15 protein-coding genes and 2 pseudogenes are annotated in these 15,341 nt (G+C 65.5%); 6 read left to right on the top strand and 11 right to left on the bottom strand.

Features of this window, described 5'->3' with window-relative positions; genetic code table 11:
* On the top strand, positions 1 to 363 hold a 363-nt coding region (locus tag KYX69_RS14705; protein ID WP_300498546.1), incomplete at its 5' end, for a hypothetical protein.
* 415 nt (positions 364 to 778) lie between these two features.
* Here the strand turns inward: KYX69_RS14705 and KYX69_RS14700 are convergent.
* The 4 genes and pseudogenes from KYX69_RS14700 to KYX69_RS14685 all read right to left on the bottom strand — a co-directional run.
* Positions 779 to 1,741: pseudogene (locus KYX69_RS14700) on the bottom strand (IS91 family transposase); the annotation flags it as partial.
* A gap of 11 nt (positions 1,742 to 1,752) precedes the next feature.
* Positions 1,753 to 2,082, bottom strand: a pseudogene (locus KYX69_RS14695) (ArdC-like ssDNA-binding domain-containing protein); the annotation flags it as partial.
* A 423-nt stretch (positions 2,083 to 2,505) separates the two neighbouring features.
* Positions 2,506 to 3,687: a beta-ketothiolase BktB gene (bktB, locus tag KYX69_RS14690; RefSeq protein WP_300498544.1), complete on the bottom strand. Its 1,182-nt coding sequence runs from the start codon at positions 3,685 to 3,687 to the stop codon at positions 2,506 to 2,508.
* A gap of 28 nt (positions 3,688 to 3,715) precedes the next feature.
* Positions 3,716 to 4,501 carry an enoyl-CoA hydratase-related protein gene (locus KYX69_RS14685; protein ID WP_126003472.1) on the bottom strand — a complete coding sequence of 262 codons (786 nt, stop codon included), beginning with the start codon at positions 4,499 to 4,501 and terminating at the stop codon, positions 3,716 to 3,718.
* Between the two features lie 170 nt (positions 4,502 to 4,671).
* On the opposite strand from KYX69_RS14685, the gene KYX69_RS14680 reads away from it, so the two are divergent.
* Together KYX69_RS14680 and KYX69_RS14675 are read left to right on the top strand one after the other, a co-directional pair.
* Positions 4,672 to 5,421, top strand: a complete 750-nt coding sequence (locus KYX69_RS14680) for an electron transfer flavoprotein subunit beta/FixA family protein (RefSeq protein ID WP_126003471.1) — start codon at positions 4,672 to 4,674, stop codon at positions 5,419 to 5,421.
* On the top strand, positions 5,418 to 6,347 hold the full coding sequence (locus KYX69_RS14675; protein WP_300498541.1) for an FAD-binding protein: 930 nt from the start codon (positions 5,418 to 5,420) through the stop codon (positions 6,345 to 6,347). Before KYX69_RS14680 ends, KYX69_RS14675 begins: the two co-directional genes overlap by 4 nt.
* A 24-nt stretch (positions 6,348 to 6,371) precedes the next feature.
* Here KYX69_RS14675 and KYX69_RS14670 read toward each other — a convergent pair whose 3' ends face one another.
* Both KYX69_RS14670 and KYX69_RS14665 read right to left on the bottom strand, forming a co-directional pair.
* Positions 6,372 to 7,433: a CaiB/BaiF CoA-transferase family protein gene (locus tag KYX69_RS14670; protein ID WP_126003469.1), complete on the bottom strand. Its 1,062-nt coding sequence runs from the start codon at positions 7,431 to 7,433 to the stop codon at positions 6,372 to 6,374.
* A gap of 12 nt (positions 7,434 to 7,445) precedes the next feature.
* Complete coding sequence (locus KYX69_RS14665; protein WP_066581594.1) at positions 7,446 to 7,946, bottom strand: 2,4'-dihydroxyacetophenone dioxygenase family protein; 501 nt, start codon at positions 7,944 to 7,946, stop codon at positions 7,446 to 7,448.
* Between the two features lie 184 nt (positions 7,947 to 8,130).
* On the opposite strand from KYX69_RS14665, the gene KYX69_RS14660 reads away from it, so the two are divergent.
* Positions 8,131 to 8,853: an SDR family NAD(P)-dependent oxidoreductase gene (locus tag KYX69_RS14660; protein WP_300498537.1), complete on the top strand. Its 723-nt coding sequence runs from the start codon at positions 8,131 to 8,133 to the stop codon at positions 8,851 to 8,853.
* Here the strand turns inward: KYX69_RS14660 and KYX69_RS14655 are convergent.
* From KYX69_RS14655 to KYX69_RS14645, 3 genes are read right to left on the bottom strand one after another with little or no spacing between them, the layout of a single operon-like run.
* Entirely contained in the window at positions 8,838 to 9,470 is a 633-nt protein-coding gene (locus KYX69_RS14655; protein ID WP_300498535.1) for a nuclear transport factor 2 family protein, read from the bottom strand. The two genes, KYX69_RS14660 and KYX69_RS14655, sit on opposite strands and share 16 nt — an antisense overlap.
* The gene (locus KYX69_RS14650) at positions 9,467 to 10,540 is read right to left on the bottom strand and encodes an NADH:flavin oxidoreductase/NADH oxidase (RefSeq protein ID WP_300498533.1); all 1,074 of its coding nucleotides are present in this window, start codon (positions 10,538 to 10,540) and stop codon (positions 9,467 to 9,469) included. The genes KYX69_RS14655 and KYX69_RS14650 overlap by 4 nt, the downstream gene beginning before the upstream one ends.
* Positions 10,537 to 11,613 (bottom strand): glycerol dehydrogenase, encoded by a 1,077-nt coding sequence (locus KYX69_RS14645; protein ID WP_164523220.1) that lies wholly within the window; start codon positions 11,611 to 11,613, stop codon positions 10,537 to 10,539. The genes KYX69_RS14650 and KYX69_RS14645 overlap by 4 nt, the downstream gene beginning before the upstream one ends.
* Positions 11,614 to 11,634: 21 nt before the next feature.
* Between KYX69_RS14645 and KYX69_RS14640 the strand changes: the two genes are divergently transcribed.
* Positions 11,635 to 12,456, top strand: coding sequence for a class II aldolase/adducin family protein (locus KYX69_RS14640; protein WP_126003464.1), 822 nt, complete (start codon positions 11,635 to 11,637; stop codon positions 12,454 to 12,456).
* Here the strand turns inward: KYX69_RS14640 and KYX69_RS14635 are convergent, their stop codons facing one another.
* On the bottom strand, positions 12,457 to 13,629 hold the full coding sequence (locus KYX69_RS14635; RefSeq protein WP_300498530.1) for a thiolase family protein: 1,173 nt from the start codon (positions 13,627 to 13,629) through the stop codon (positions 12,457 to 12,459).
* A 161-nt stretch (positions 13,630 to 13,790) separates the two neighbouring features.
* Here KYX69_RS14635 and KYX69_RS14630 point away from each other — a divergent pair, with 161 nt between their 5' ends.
* The gene (locus tag KYX69_RS14630; protein ID WP_164523219.1) at positions 13,791 to 14,780 is read left to right on the top strand and encodes an NADP-dependent oxidoreductase; all 990 of its coding nucleotides are present in this window, start codon (positions 13,791 to 13,793) and stop codon (positions 14,778 to 14,780) included.
* Here KYX69_RS14630 and KYX69_RS14625 read toward each other — a convergent pair.
* Positions 14,777 to 15,268, bottom strand: a complete 492-nt coding sequence (locus KYX69_RS14625; protein WP_300498527.1) for a MarR family transcriptional regulator — start codon at positions 15,266 to 15,268, stop codon at positions 14,777 to 14,779. The genes KYX69_RS14630 and KYX69_RS14625 overlap by 4 nt on opposite strands.
* Positions 15,269 to 15,341 lie beyond the last annotated feature (73 nt).

The raw sequence follows: 15,341 nt of genomic DNA, 5'->3' as shown, positions 1-15,341 counted from the left end.
TCGCTCAAACCCAGTCTCCTTGCGGAGCCTGAATCAGATCGCGCTTGGTGCCATTTCCCCTTTCCGTGGGGACGTGCATTGAGCGCTGCGGCAGAGCTGGGGCAGCCCGATGAAAAACGGGTCCGCACCAAGGTGTTTCGCAAGAAATTCGATACGCCCAGGCTCCATCCCGACGCACTGCGCCGGCAAGGTCTGATTACCACCAAGGCATTCCTGGCGCTTGGCCGCGAGAACGCCGTCGCTTTCTTGAACGAGCATCATGCCGGCTGCGGCGGACGTCCGCTTGAGATTGCAATCACCAGCGCCGAAGGCATGAGCAAGGTGGAGCGGCAAATCGAAACGCTGGTCGCATCGCGCGGCTGATTGTTGAGCTCCGAAGCTGCGTTCGAACGAGTCGCCTCCAAACGGCCGACCGATGATATGGATGGCAATGGCAGCTGTCGCTCGCTGGTCGCCTAAAAGCTGCTAGTCCGCCTTCGTTTAGAGTTTCGGACGCCGTGAGGCGTCGGAAAGTCGGCGGTGCCCGAACCCGCGGGCCCCGCGGCGGTGGTCTATGGGGATTTGGGCTTTGGCCTGCTCTGGGCGGTGGCGGGTGCTGCCAATATGCGGACGGATTTGAGAGCGGACCGGCTACATTTCGGGCGACGAGGAGGGCATGCAAAAGCGGACCGGCCGATTTTGGCAGGGGAGAGTCCGCTTTTGTGGAGGCTGGACGCAGGGTCCGACGTTCCCCGCGACAGAGCTGTCGCGCGGGTGATCGAGGATATGCCGTGCCGGATCACGACCCTGAGCTCCCGGATGCGCTGATGACCAAGGGCGGCGCGCGGGGCTGATATCGGCGTTCGAAGATCTCGATGATGACCATGCGCCCGCCACAACACGGGCAAGGCGGCTGGGCATCGGCCCGTTCGAGGGGCGCGTCATCGGGTTTGGGCGGTGCGACCGCTAGCAACTGGCGGGCGCGTTCGAGGTTGGTCCGTCGGGTGCCGCTGGCGAGCAGGCCATAATGGCGGGTGCGGTGAAACCCGCGCGGCAGGGCGTGCAGCAGGAACCGGCGGATGAACTCGTCTGCGACGAGCGTCATCACCTGCTGGCGGTCGCCACCGCTGTGGCGATAATCCTTGTATCGGAACGTGACGCCAGTCTCATCGAACCGAAGCAGCCGGCTGTTGGAGATGGCGACCCGATGGGTATAGCGCGACAGATAGGCCAGCACGGCCTGGGGACCTGCGAACGGCGGCTTGGCATAGACCACCCAGCGTTTCTTGCGGACCGGCGACAGGTGGCGCAGGAATGCCCTCGGTCGGCAAGATGCGTCATGCTGCCGAAGAAGCTGAGCTGGCGAGCATCGTGAAGTGCAAGCAGGCGGGTCAGGAACAGCCGACGAAACAGCGCACCGAGTACTCTTACAGGTAGGAGAAACGCTGGACGTGCGTAGATCCAACGTGTCCCATCGAGCGAGATGCCGCCGCCCGGCACAATCATGTGGATGTGCGGGTGATGGGTCAGCGCCGAACCCCAGGTGTGGAGCACAGCGGTAATGCCAATGCGCGCGCCCAAATGTTTGGGGTCAGCTGCGATGATCTGCATCGTCTGCGATGCGGTGCGGAACAGGAGGTCGTAGACCAGTGCCTTGTTCTGGAAGGCGATGACGCCGACCTCAGCGGGAAGCGTGAACACAACATGGAAATAAGCCGACTGGCAGCAAGTCGGCTTCGCGCTCGGCTAGCCAGGTGCGCGCAGCAACGCTCTGGCTTTGGGGAAGCGGTCGGCGAAGACGACGCCCGTACCGCGCTCGCCCTTGCGCACGCAGCCTCCGGCCTGCTGGGCCTGACGGAAGGTCAGCCAGCTTTGCGAGGAAAAGCCGCCCGCGACGCCCGACGCCCAGAGGATGAGGACATTGACGCCCGAATAGCAGCGCGCGGTCAGCGCATTGCGCGGCAGCGAAGGCGCGGCGGCGGCGCTGTCCCATGGCTGAACCCATGGAAAGCAGCCCTGTTCGAGTTCGGCGACAATGCGCTGGGTGACCTCATCATAGAGGCTGGCGCGCGGCACATCTCCTGCGGGGCGGTGGCGGGGCATCTTCTCCTCCTCGCCGCCCCAGAACCAGCATGGCCCCCGGCAGCGGGGGTGGGCGGCGAGCGAGCAAGGAGGCCGGTTCCCCAAGGGGCACCGGCACCCGAAGGGGCGGAACGAAGTGGAGCAGCCGGGCAAGGCCCGGCTTGCCGGCGGCCCGAACCGGCCTTTGCTGCGAGCGGTCGCCCATCCCCGCTGCCGGCGGGCCACCCACAACGCCGCCGCGCAAGCGGCGACCGCTGGCCCGCAGGGCCTTCACGCCAGCGGGCGTTACCGCATGGCCGAGACCCACCGGGGCTCGGTGGCAAGGTGCAGCCGCGCCATAGCACGCGGCCGCCCGGTCACGGGCGGGGCGCAAGACATTTCAGGGGGCACGATGATGCGCCGGCGTGTGGGAGCTGCAAGCGAGCGGACTGGACCGGTCGAAATTCAGTCCAGTCGTTCGATCACCAGCGCGATGCCCTGTCCTCCGCCGATGCACATCGTAACGAGGCCGAGGCGGCCACCCGATCGCTGGAGTTCATAGAGAAGCTTGACGGTATTGATCGCCCCAGTTGCACCGACCGGGTGGCCCAGCGAGATGCCCGATCCGTTGACGTTCGTCTTCTCGGGATCGAACCCGAGCTGCGCCGATACTGCGCACGCCTGCGCTGCGAACGCTTCGTTGGACTCGATCACGTCGATCCGGTCGAGCGTCACGCCCGCGCGCCGCAGCGCGATCGGCACCGCCTCGACCGGCCCAAGCCCCATCACCCGCGGTTTTACACCGGCATGGCCCCAGCCCAGGATCCGTGCGAGCGGCTTGGCCCCGAGCCGCTGCGCTTCCTCGGGCGAACCCAGCACCACCGCCGCAGCACCATCGTTGATTCCCGAAGCGTTGCCCGCGGTGACCGTTCCGTCGCGCTGGAAGGCAGGGTGCAGCCTCGCCATATCCTCCAGCGTCGCCTCGGCACGAACATGCTCGTCGGTATCGAACATCACGGTGCCGCCGCGGCTCTTGATCTCGACCGGCACAATCTGATCGCGGAATCGCCCCTCGGCGATCGCACGCGCCCCGCGGCGATGGCTCTCGACCGCGGCTTCGTCCTGCGCCGCCCGATCGATGCCGCATTGCGCTGCGACATTCTCCGCAGTCACCCCCATATGAACCTGGTCGAACGGATCGCTCAGCGTACGGGTGAGCGCGTCGAGCATCTGGATATCGCCCATCTTCTGGCCGAACCGCGCGCTGGCCACATAATGTGGCGCCTGGCTCATATTCTCGGCCCCGCCCGCAACCGCCACCCCGCATTCACCAAGCGCAATGCCTTGTGCCGCAGAGATGATCGCCTGCAGCCCCGACCCGCACAGCCGGTTTACGGTCAGCGCGGGCACCGCCACTGGCACGCCCGCACGCACCGCCGCGACGCGTGCCAGATAGGCGTCGCTGGGCGTCGAAGGGATCACATTGCCCATCACCACATGCCCGACCGCATCGGCAGCAATGCCCGCGCGCGCGATCGCCTCGCCGATCACCAGTCCGCCCAGATCGGCCGCGGGCACGTTCTTCAGCGCGCCGCCAAAGTCGCCGATCGCGGTCCGGACGCCGGAGAGGATGAGAACGTCAGTCATGATGGATTTCCTTGAGTAGCTGGGGGGATCATTGCCCCGTGAAGCTGGGTTTGCGCTTGTCGAGGAAGGCGGCGACTCCTTCGCGGAAATCGCTCGTATCAGCGGCGCGGCGCTGATGGACGGCTTCAACCTCGAGCAGATCAGAGAGCGTGCCGCTGAGCGCGACCGCCGCCTGTTTACGGATCAGTCCCAGCGCAACTGTCGGCATCGCGGCGAGTTTGCGCGCGAGTGCCAATGCCGTTTCCAGCAATGCATCATCGTCTGCTACCCGCGTCACCAATCCGGCATCGAGCGCCGCATTGGCGGTCAACCGTTCGCCGAGCAATGCCATTTCGAGGAGCTTGAGCCGCCCCGCCGACCTGCCGATCAGCCAGGTTGCGCCGGCGTCGGGCACCAGCCCGATATTGGCGAAGGCGAGCAGCAGATAGGAAGAGCGCGCTGCGACCACGATATCGCCCGAAAGCGCGATCGAAACGCCAGCTCCGGCTGCCGCGCCATTCACTGCTGTTACGACCGGCACCTGCAGCGCCGCGAAGGTCTGGGCCAACGGATTATAGTGAGCCCGCACCGCATCGCCCAAGTCGCGCTTGGTCAGTCGGTCTTCGCTCGAAGCGAGATCGGCTCCCGAGCAGAAGGCACGGCCTTCGCCGGTCACCAGGATCGCGCGCGCGCCCGCAGCCACGACTTCGTCAAGCGTATGGCGTAGTCGATCGAGCATCTCGAGCGTGAGAGCGTTGAGCCGTTCGGGGCGGTTCAGCCGCACGATCGCCACGCCTTCGTCAATCTGCCAGATCACGGACGGCGATTCAGTCATGGAAACTCCTTTGGCGCGACTGCTGCTAGAAGGCGCACGCCGCACCCGGCAAGCTTCGAGCCCTCGCCATCACCCTCCTGATCAAACCGCCGTTCGCATTGACGGGAGAGCCGTGGTTTCCGCATGGCGCGCGATGCAATCCAAAGCCTCGAGGCGGTCGGAGAAACGGAATGAAGATACTGGTGCCGGTCAAGCGCGTGCTTGACTATAACGTGAAGCCGCGGGTGAAGGCGGACGGGACGGGGGTCGATCTCGCCAACGTCAAGATGAGCATGAACCCGTTCGACGAAATCGCCGTCGAAGAGGCGATCGGTCTCAAGGAAAAGGGCGCGGCGACCGAGATCGTCGTGGTCTCGATCGGCGAGCAGAAGGCGCAGGAAACGTTGCGCACCGCGCTGGCGATGGGCGCCGATCGCGCGATCCTGATCGTCGCCGAGGACAAGGTCGAGCCGCTGGGCGTCGCCAAGCTGTTGGCGAAGGTCGCGGAGGCGGAAGCGCCCGGCCTGATCATCCTGGGCAAGCAAGCGATTGACTACGACAACAACCAGACCGGCCAGATGCTGGGCGCGCTGCTCGGCTGGGCCCAGGGCACCTTCGCCAGCAAGGTCGAAGTGTCGGGCGAGAGCGTCGACGTCACCCGCGAGGTTGATGGCGGCCTCGAGACCGTGAAGCTCAAGCTCCCCGCGATCGTCACTACCGATCTTCGCCTCAACGAACCGCGCTATGCTTCGCTGCCCAACATCATGAAGGCCAAGAGCAAGCCGATGGAGCAGAAGACGCCCGCCGATTATGGCGTCGACGTCACCCCGCGCCTGTCGGTGGTGAAGGTTGAAGAGCCCGCCAAGCGCCAGGCCGGCGTCAAGGTTGCGGACGTCGATGAACTGATCGGCAAACTCAAGACGCTGGGAGTTGTGGCATGAGCGTTCTCGTCTGGATCGAACATGACAATGCGTCGGTGAAGGACGCGACGCTGGCCGCCGTCACCGCTGCCGGCAAGCTGGGCGACGTGGTCGCGCTGGTCGCTGGCCAGGGTGCGCAGGGCGCGGCAGATGCCGCTGCCAAGATTGCGGGCGTGTCGAAGGTGCTGCTCGCCGATGACGCGGCCTATGGCCATGCGCTGGCTGAGAATGTCGCGCCGCTCGTCGCGGATCTGATGGCCGGCTACGACGCGTTCGTCGCGCCCGCCACCACCACCGGCAAGAACATCGCGCCGCGCGTCGCCGCGCTGCTCGACGTGATGCAGATCAGCGAAGTGCTGTCGGTCGAAAGCGCCGACACTTTCACCCGCCCGATCTACGCCGGCAACGCGATCGCCACGGTCAAGTCGTCGGACGCCAAGAAGGTGCTCACCATTCGCGGTACCGCGTTCGAAAAGGCTGCGACCGAAGGCGGCAGCGCCACGGTCGAAGCCGTTTCGGGCAAGGGCGATACGGGGCTTTCGAGCTTTGTCGGTTCGGAAATCGCCAAGAGCGAGCGTCCCGAGCTCACCTCGGCCAAGATCATCGTCTCGGGCGGCCGCGCGCTGGCCTCGGGTGAGAACTTCACCTCGATCATCGAGCCGCTGGCCGACAAGCTCGGCGCAGGCGTTGGCGCCTCGCGCGCTGCCGTCGACGCAGGCTATGTGCCCAACGACTATCAGGTCGGCCAGACCGGCAAGATCGTCGCGCCCGAAGTCTATATCGCGATCGGCATCTCCGGCGCGATCCAGCACCTTGCTGGCATGAAGGACTCCAAGGTCATCATCGCCATCAACAAGGACGAAGACGCCCCGATCTTCCAGGTCGCCGACGTCGGCCTGGTCGGCGATCTGTTCAAGATCGTTCCGGAACTGACCGAAAAGCTCTGAGCGGCGCGCCGGCGTACGGCGGGACTAGCTGCCCGCCGTACGCCAGCGCTCAACCGTTGCCCACCCGTCCCGCTCAGCCGATGGCGCCGCCGGGGTGCGCGACAGACGCGGCGCGGGCGAAGGCTGGGCAATCCCACCGCGCTCGAGATACCGGCCGCGATCCTGCGCCTGGGCATGCGCCATGGCTTCATCAACAGACAGGACGGGACTCGCACACGCATCGAGCTGCGACAAACGACTGTCCCAATCGTCACGCGTTCGCGTCGCAAAGATCGCCGTCAGTGCACCGCGGATGACGTCTGTGGCAACGCGCTCGCGATCACGCAATTGCTGCGGCAGCTCGATCGCTTCGGCCAGATTGTCCCAGAACTGCGGCTCCAGCGCGCCGATTGCGATGTGCCGCCCGTCGGCACAGGCATAGCAGTCATACCAAGGCTGTGACCCGCCAAGCGGCGAGTCCTGGCGCGTCAGCGGGATTTGCATGCCGTGGAACATTGCCATCAGCATGCTCGTGCCATCGAGGATCGCCGCGTCGATCACTTGCCCGAGCCCGGATCGCTCTCGCTCGAACAAGGCGGCGCAGATGCCAAAGGCAGCCAGCGCCGCGCCGCCGCCCATATCGCCGGTGAGGTTGAGCGGCGGTGTCGGCACTTCGCCCGGCCGCCCGATCCCTTCCAGCGCGCCCGACAGCGCCAAATAATTGATATCATGGCCGGCACGCTGCGACAGCGGCCCCGTTTGCCCCCAGCCGGTCAATCGCGCGTAGATGAGGCGGGCACGGCTCTGCAGCAGATCATCCGGGCCGAGACCCAACCGCTCCATGACGCCCGGCCGGAACGGATCGATCAGCACGTCGGCCAACCCGATCGCCTCCCGAACCTGCGCCATCCCTGCCGGATCCTTGAGATCAACGGCAAGCAGACCCTTGCCGCGCGAGGTGACCGGATCAGCCCATTGCGCGTAATCCGGCCGTGAGATGCGAACGACCTCGGCCCCGAAATCGGCCAATATCATCCCGCAAGTAGGTCCGGGTCCCAGACCTTCGAATTCGACGACCCGGATGCCATCCAACGGACGAGCGGTCATTCGCGCCGCAGCTCAGCGAATGAATTGCTTGATATAGTCGTCGTCATAGCCCTGCTCGCGATACCATTCGGCACAGAAGCCCAGCAGGGTAAGGCAATTGTCGAAGCCGATCGGCTTTTCATTCTCGTCGAGCAAGGTCAGGCCGCCATGCATGACATAGAGCGCGGTCATCGATTCCTTGACGGTCAGGGTGTGATGCTCGCCCGGCGGCTCCCAGACGAACGACCCCTTCTCCGCGACCCAGTCATGCTCGGGATAATACCAGCTTCCCTCCATCGTGTAGGAGAAGACCGGACCGTCATGCACGTGCCGTCCGATCACGCCGGGATTGGGATAGTGAAGCACGTTGACGGTGATGCCGGCGGAGGTGTCGAACATGATCGGGCAATAATAATGCCCGGCCGGACGCCGGACCCACTTGCTCAGATCCTCCGGAATCTTGACCACCAGGTCCTTGGGCAGAAAATTGGCGGCCATTCCTTCCGGCCGGAAATCCTTGGCGATCGACGCCATAGTGCAGCTCCGCTTCAAAATTGGAACACGCGAGGGCGCGGCCCCTGTCCACGCTTTCATCGGCCTGGGGTAGCGCAGGGTCAATGGCTGGGGCGGCGGACGGCCAGTCATCACCCATGTGCTGGCGTTGCCCTGTCATGGCATCCCGTCTCTGACTATCCACCAGAAGAAAGGAGACGGCGAAATGGACTTCACGGGCAAACGCGCGGTGGTGACGGGCGGTATCGGCGGCATCGGGGGTGCGATCTCGCAGGCACTGCACGCGGCGGGCGCGGCGGTCGTCGCCACCGGATATGATCAGGCCGAGGTCGATGCCCGGGCCGGCGAAGCAGGCTTTGCCGGAATCGCGATGAAGCCGCTGGACGTCGGTGATGACGCCGCGGTCCGCGCCTTTGCCGCGGACACCGGTGGAATCGACTTCCTCGTCAATTGCGCGGGCACGACCGCACGCGGTCACGCGGCGTTCGAGGAGGAGGCATTTCAGCATGTGCTGGACGTCAACCTCACCGGTACGATGCGCTGCTGCCGCGCGTTTCGGCCGGCCCTCGCTGTACGCGGCGGCGCGATCGTCAACATCGCATCGATGATGAGTCTTTTCGGCAGCGGTACTGCGCCGGGCTATGCTGCGAGCAAGGGCGGCGTTGCGTTGCTGACCAAGAGCCTTGCGATCGCCTGGGCTGAACAGCGCGTTCGCGTGAACGCCGTCGCACCAGGCTGGATCGTCACGCCGCTGACCGACCGTCAGATCGACCCAGCGCTGCGCGAGCGCGTCATCGGCCGCACACCGATGCGCCGCTGGGGCGAGCCACGCCACATTGCCGATGCGGTGGCATTCCTCTGTTCGGACAAGGCGAGCTTCATCACCGGCGTCGTGTTGCCGGTGGACGGGGGCTATTCCTCCGTCTGATCCCGGAAGATGTAGCGCGGCGGTGGCGGCAGGCGGGTGCCGCGCCGCAGGCGGGAAACGAGCCGATCCGCACCCTCTCCGTCCCATGCCGTTCCCGCCCCGCCATCCCAATATTCGGCCCAGGACGGCAACGAATCGTGGAAGCCGGTTTCCGCAACCGGCGCGCCCGGCCAGCGCATCTTGGCCGGCCCCACCGGCGGATCGTCCTGCGCCGTCGCATAGAGCCGGGTCTGCACCCGCCCGCGAAACAGCCACACGCCATTCCGCCGCGCATAGCGGTCATGATAGAGCAGGCTTGCCGTCACCCAATCGGGGCCGACTTCATGCTCGATCCGGCAACTCACCAACCCGATGGCATCGTCGGGGCCGAGCAGTTCGATCAGGTGATTGGTCACATGGTGCGCGCTGGTGGTGAACTGGCGCAATGCCGCGTCGAAGGTTTCGCGCAGTGCCGGCCTCCCCTGCTTGCCCCCACCCGCTCGAACATCATCGACATAGAGCGAAACCAGCGCGTCGAGATCGCGCGCATCGACGCACAGCGCATAGCCGAATGCCAGTTGCCGAATCGCTTCGAGTGCCTCCATCCGGTCGAGCCTTGCGATGATGTCGTCGGTCATGCGGTCCCAATCGCGCGCGCATATTGTGGCGGCCATGACGGCGTTTCGCCCAAGGCTCGGGCCGCATGCAGCGCCCAATAGGGATCGCGCAGCATGGCACGCGCGAGCAGGACGATATCAGCGCCCCCCTCCGCGACGATGGCCTCGGCTTCCTGAGCCGCCACAATTCCGCCCACCGCTGCGGTCGGCATATCCGTCCCGGCCCGAATAATGCGCGCGAAATCCCGCTGGACCGCCGGCCCGTTCGGCGGAGCATCACCGGCTATCGCGGACCCGCTCGAACAATCGATCAGGTCGGCTCCGGCTTCACCGAGCAGCCGGCTAAGGCGCACCGACTCGTCGAGTGTCCAGCCGCCGGGGGTCCAGTCGACGCAGGACAGCCGCACCGCGACCGGAACATCGTCCGGCATCGCGGCGCGGACGGCCCGGACGATCTCCAATGCCAGCCGCGCCCGTCCCTCGAAGCTGCCGCCATAGTCATCGGTGCGATCATTGACGAGCGGGGACAGGAAGGAATGGACCAGATAGCCGTGCGCGAAATGGCATTCGACCCAGCGGAATCCTGCAGCGACGGCCCGGCGCGCGGCCGCGCCAAAGCCATCGACGATCGCCGCAATAGCGGGGGTATCGAGCGCATAGGTTGGCGCCGACCTGGCCGAGAACGGCGCGGCGGTCGCACTCCCTGCCCTCCAGCCCCCTGCTTCGAGCGGCACCGCCTCGCGGCCTAGCCATGGTACCTGAGTGCTGCCCTTGCGTCCTGCATGAGCGAGCTGGATTCCAGGGATCGCGCCGGCGGCTGCAATCGCGGCGGCAACGGGCCGCAACGCCTCGACATGCCGATCGGACCATAGGCCAAGATCGGCCGGGCTGATCCGGCCTTCCGGCACCACCGCGGCGGCTTCGGTGACCACCAGTCCTGCGCCACCGACCGCGCGGCTCGCCAGATGGGTCAGATGCCAGGCGTTCGCCAGCCCGTCCGTTGCGGAATATTGACACATGGGCGACACGCCAATGCGATTACGCATCGAAACGCCGCGAAGAGTGAACGGCGTAAAGAGCGATGCCGTCACGATATCCGGGTCGCCAGTTGCTCGACTCGCACGATGGCGTCCGCGATCTGGCCGGGGGTGGCGTTCACGATGATGCGCCCGCCCTTCGGCCCGATTGTCGTCAGCCGTGCGATTTCGGCGATTTCATCCGGCGTCGGCGATCCCATGTCCAGCTCCGCCAACGAGGCAGGCAGACCGACGCTTCGGTTGAAGCCGATCACGTCGACTATAAACCCGTCATCGCGTCCCTCGATGGCAAGCTGAACCAGCGTCGCATAGCCGACATGGTCGCCGTGCGGAGCGCTGGCGGCGCCGCGCGCCTTGACCAGCCCGCGTACGACAGCATGGGCGTAGGACAGGCCGCCGCTCTCCCAGGCGAGCCCCGCCATCAGAACATTCGCCTCCACCACCGCCTCGAACGCCTCATCGGGCTCATGCCGTTCGGCTGCCGCCATCGCCGCTACGCCATGTTCGCGCAGCGTGTGATAGCAGGCATCGGCAATCGCCAATGCCGTGCGCAACTGGCGTGTTCCAAAGAAGTTGCTCGCGCCGTCGGCCACCGCTCGCTCCGCCTCGAACTTCTTGGCGAGCGCGTCGCCCATGCCCGTTCGCAGGAAGCGTGCGGGCGCGTTTGCGATCAATTGCGTGTCGGTGACGACCAGCAACGGGCTGTCGGGGATCGTCTCGATCGCGACCAGCACATGCTCGTCATTATAGATCGCCATCGAGCGGCCCGTGGGCGAGTCGTTGGACGCGATCGACGGCACGGCAATGAACGGGAGGCCCAGCTTGAATGCGACCCCCTTGGCCGCATCGAGTCCCTTGCCCCCGCCGATGCCGATCACGCAATCCGCGTCGCCCGCCTGTTCGACCAGCAGGTCGATGGCGGCTTGGGTGACCTCGCCGCGAAAGGCGAGCGTGATGGTGGGGCGCCCGGTAAAGGCGGTCGAGAGTTGCGCCTCGACGAAGGGCAGCACATCGGCATCGACCACAAGCAAAGGCCGTTTTGTCAGCCGTTCCGTAAGCGTGCCGAGTTCGCCGATGGCGCCTGGGCCCTGCACATAGCGGGTTGGTCCGCCAAAGATCCTGATCATCTGCCGAAATTGCCCCAGCACATGCCCGGGCGAAAGGTTCAAACGAAAGCATCCCATCCGCGATTGTTGGTTCGTGCAGATCGGCGCAGAACATCGGGCATGAACCCGATCGAACGCGACACCCGTATCGCCCTTGCCGCCTGCTATCGCCTGATCGCGCGTTACGGGATGACGGATCTGATCTTCAATCACATCACGGCGCGCATCCCGAATACGGAGGATCTGCTGATCAACCCGTTCGGACTGCTATATGAAGAGATTACCGCCAGTTCCCTGGTGCGGATCGACATCGAGGGCAATGTCCTCGACCCGGGCGATACGGACTATGGGATCAACCGGGCTGGTTATGTCATCCACAGCGCGGTGCATTCGGCCCGGCCCGATGTGCAGGCGGTCATTCATACGCACACCCGCGCGGGCGTCGCGGTTTCGTGCATGCCGCAGGGGCTGATGCCGATCAGCCAGACCGCGCTGCGCTTCCTCGGCCGCACCGGCTATCATGATTTCGAAGGACCGGCGATCGACGAGGGCGAGCGGGTCCGGTTGATCGCTGCGCTCGGCGCCAACGACGCGCTGATCCTGCGCAATCACGGACTGCTGACCGTCGGCCGATCGATCCCGGAAGCGTTCCTGCTGATGCAGCGGCTGGAGACGGCGTGCCAGATCCAGGTGGCGGCGCTGGCCGGCGGCGCCCCGGTCATGCCGAGCGCGGAAAGCCAGCGGCGCACCGCAGCGCTGTTCGCCCCGAAAACGGGGAGTGCGGACGTCTCGACCGATGGCGGTCGCGAATGGCCCGCGCTGCTGCGGCAGCTCGACCGGGCCGATCCGCGGTACCGGGACTGATCAGACCTCGATGAGGACGGCACCCGCCTGACCGCCGCCGGCACACATCGCCGCGACACCGAGCCCCCCGCCGCGGCGCTTGAGATCATGGATCAGCGTGATCAGCATCCGCCCGCCCGACGCCGCGACAGGATGGCCGATTGAGCATCCGCTACCCGAGATATTGATCGTCTCGTCATCGATGCCGAGCATTCGCGATGCCGCCAGCGGGACCGAGGCGAACGCCTCGTTGATCTCCCACAACGCCACGTCGGACTGATCCACCCCGGCTCGCGACAGCAGCTTGGGGATAACATCGAGAACGCCAAGTCCGGTCTTCGCCGGATCGATGCCCACCGAGGTCCAGGCACGAATTTTCGCCATCACCCCGAGGCCTTGCGCCGCGGCAACCGCGTCGGTGGTCACCATCATCGCCGATGCCGCATCATTGACGCCGCTCGAATTGCCGGCCGTAATCGAGAAGCCCTCGATTTCAGGATGCAGCACTTTCAGCGTGGCGAGTTTCTCAATGGTCGAGTCGCGGCGGGGGTGCTCATCGACCTTGAACTCCACGGCAGAGCCATCCGGCATCAATGCCTGGACAGGTACGATCTGCTCGTTGAAATATCCCGCGTCGATGGCCGCAATCGCACGCTGGTGCGAGCGGACCGCCCAGGCATCCTGTTCCTCGCGCGTCAGCCCTGCTGCCCGGGCCGTGTTCCAGCCGACCGTGATCGACATGTCGAGATTGGGTGCCTCCGGGCTGTCCGGGTGAGTCGGCGGCATCCAGAAATCCTGGACCTCGTCCGTACCGGGCACCCTGCGCTGCATCTTCGGTGCGGTCGAGATCGACATGACCCCGCCGGCAACGATGAATGTTTCCATCCCCGACATGACCTGAGCTGCGGCAAGACCGACCGAAGTCAGGCTGCCCGCGCAATGCCGGTTGAGCGCCATCCCCCCGGCCTTCGTCATCCCGGCCTCGACAGCGGCATGCCGCGCGACTGCGCCGCCCCCATAGAGCGATTCGGCGAGGATCACATCGTCTACGCTGTCCGGCGCGACGCCCGAACGCGTCACAACTTCCTTAAGCACGGCCAGAGCCAATGTCTCCGCGCTGGTATTGGCGAGCGTTCCCTTGCGGGCAGTGGCAACGGCGGTGCGCGCTGCGCTGACGATCACGGCTGATGGCATGGAATCCAATTCCTCTGGGCGTATCTCGACGTTGCTCACAGCCCTAAAGCCGACAAGATGTAAGTTTCAAGTCGTACGCCGATTGCGCAGGTATGTGCGCTCTACGCCCTGCCGGCTGGCGATGCGGCATGGATGCGTTAAGCCCCGGACGGGAGGTAGCGATGCAGGACAGCAACGGCTTCTGGCGCGTGCGCCGGCGCTGCGGAACGCTGACGCTGGCCGATTTCGTGTTCGCCGCGGACGAACTGCGCGCACCGGCCGAGAACGAGATCACCATCCATACGCGATACATCGCCCTTGACCCCTATCTGGCGCGGGCGATGCGCAACTGGACCGGCGAGGTTCCGGAATGGGCGGACGGCACCATCCATGGCCGGATCGTAGGCGAAGTCCTTTCATCGCAAGCGCCAGGCTATGCCGTGGGCGACACCGTGCTGGCCATCGGACGCTGGCAAGCGGTGCAAACCCTTGCCGCCGCTCGTGCCGAAGTAATTTCCCCGGCGATCAATCCGCCCCGGCTGGCGCTGGGGGTGCTGGGCCGCTCGGGCATGACGGCGTGGGTCGGGCTTCACCTTGCTCGGCCCTCAACGGGCGAAACCCTGCTCGTCTCGGCCGCCAGCGGCCCGGTGGGAAGCGTGGTCGGCCAGCTTGGAAAGGCGCGCGGACTGCGCGTTGTCGGTACTGCCGGAGGTGCCGACAAATGCGCCTATGTCGTCGACACGCTGGGGTTCGACGCCTGCCTCGACCATCTCGACCCCGATCTGGCGGGCCGGATCGCCGCGGCGGCACCCAACGGCATCGATATCCTGTTCGAAAATGTCGGCGGTCCCAGTCTCGATGCGGCGTTGCCCGCCATGGTGCAGGGCGGCCGGATCATGCTGTGCGGACTGGCGGCGCACTATAATGACGAGGCGCCATTGGCGCTCAGGCATTTCAAGACATTGCTCTATCGCGCGCTCACATTGCGCGGGTTCATCACCGCCGAGCACCCAGAGCTGTTCGAACCTGCTCGCGCCGAACTGGCGGACGGCATTGCAAGCGGCACGATTGTGCATCGCGAAACGATCATCGATCGCCTCGAACAGGCTCCCGCAGCCTATCTCAACATGCTGCAGGGCGCGGGGATCGGTAAACGACTGATCCGCCTTTAATCGTCCGCGGCATCGAGATGCGACCGGACATGACCGCTGATCTCGAAGAGAATACGCAGCAGCGCATCGATCTGGTCGGGCGAATATTCGGCGAACTTGTCCTGGAGGATCGCGACATAGCGGGCATGCGCTTTCGCCAGCAATGCCTGTCCCGTTTCGGTCATGCTATAGTCGAGCCGCCGGCCGTCCGCTGCGCCCCGTTGCCGGACGACCAGTCCTTGCTCGACCAGCCGGTTGAGGTCCCCCGAGATGACGCTGGGCGGCAGGATCATCGCGCGGGCGATGGCGCCGGGATTGCCCTGACCTTCCGAAATCCAGCTCATGATCCAGATCCCGCGAGGCCCGAGGCCATGGTCCTGGGCGAAGCGGGCATGGATCGCGCCCAACGAGGTCGACAGATTGCCGATCGACGCCAGCAATCGCCCGATCGGACCCGATGGAAGCCGGGCCTGCAAATGCGCGACAGTCTTGGGCAGGTCCTCGCTCATTCGGTCACGCTGCCCGATCCCTCCGGCCGCCGCCATCGCATATGTGGTGGATCGGCACGCAGAGGTGAAACCG

This window comes from Sphingomonas sp., from assembly GCF_030145815.1.
In the GTDB taxonomy this organism is placed as follows: Bacteria; Pseudomonadota; Alphaproteobacteria; order Sphingomonadales; family Sphingomonadaceae; genus Sphingomonas.
This window is presented reverse-complemented; position numbering and strand designations above follow the sequence as displayed.

Excerpts from the sequence above, each read along its gene's own strand:
- KYX69_RS14680 (WP_126003471.1), top strand. The coding sequence starts at position 4,672 with ATGAAGATACTGGTGCCGGTCAAGCGCGTGCTTGACTATAACGTGAAG.
- KYX69_RS14685 (WP_126003472.1), bottom strand. The coding sequence starts at position 4,501 with ATGACTGAATCGCCGTCCGTGATCTGGCAGATTGACGAAGGCGTGGCG.
- KYX69_RS14675 (WP_300498541.1), top strand. The coding sequence starts at position 5,418 with ATGAGCGTTCTCGTCTGGATCGAACATGACAATGCGTCGGTGAAGGAC.
- KYX69_RS14665 (WP_066581594.1), bottom strand. The coding sequence starts at position 7,946 with ATGGCGTCGATCGCCAAGGATTTCCGGCCGGAAGGAATGGCCGCCAAT.
- KYX69_RS14655 (WP_300498535.1), bottom strand. The coding sequence starts at position 9,470 with ATGACCGACGACATCATCGCAAGGCTCGACCGGATGGAGGCACTCGAA.
- KYX69_RS14640 (WP_126003464.1), top strand. The coding sequence starts at position 11,635 with ATGCCCGGGCGAAAGGTTCAAACGAAAGCATCCCATCCGCGATTGTTG.
- KYX69_RS14660 (WP_300498537.1), top strand. The coding sequence starts at position 8,131 with ATGGACTTCACGGGCAAACGCGCGGTGGTGACGGGCGGTATCGGCGGC.
- bktB (WP_300498544.1), bottom strand. The coding sequence starts at position 3,687 with ATGACTGACGTTCTCATCCTCTCCGGCGTCCGGACCGCGATCGGCGAC.
- KYX69_RS14670 (WP_126003469.1), bottom strand. The coding sequence starts at position 7,433 with ATGACCGCTCGTCCGTTGGATGGCATCCGGGTCGTCGAATTCGAAGGT.
- KYX69_RS14645 (WP_164523220.1), bottom strand. The coding sequence starts at position 11,613 with ATGATCAGGATCTTTGGCGGACCAACCCGCTATGTGCAGGGCCCAGGC.
- KYX69_RS14635 (WP_300498530.1), bottom strand. The coding sequence starts at position 13,629 with ATGCCATCAGCCGTGATCGTCAGCGCAGCGCGCACCGCCGTTGCCACT.
- KYX69_RS14625 (WP_300498527.1), bottom strand. The coding sequence starts at position 15,268 with ATGAGCGAGGACCTGCCCAAGACTGTCGCGCATTTGCAGGCCCGGCTT.
- KYX69_RS14630 (WP_164523219.1), top strand. The coding sequence starts at position 13,791 with ATGCAGGACAGCAACGGCTTCTGGCGCGTGCGCCGGCGCTGCGGAACG.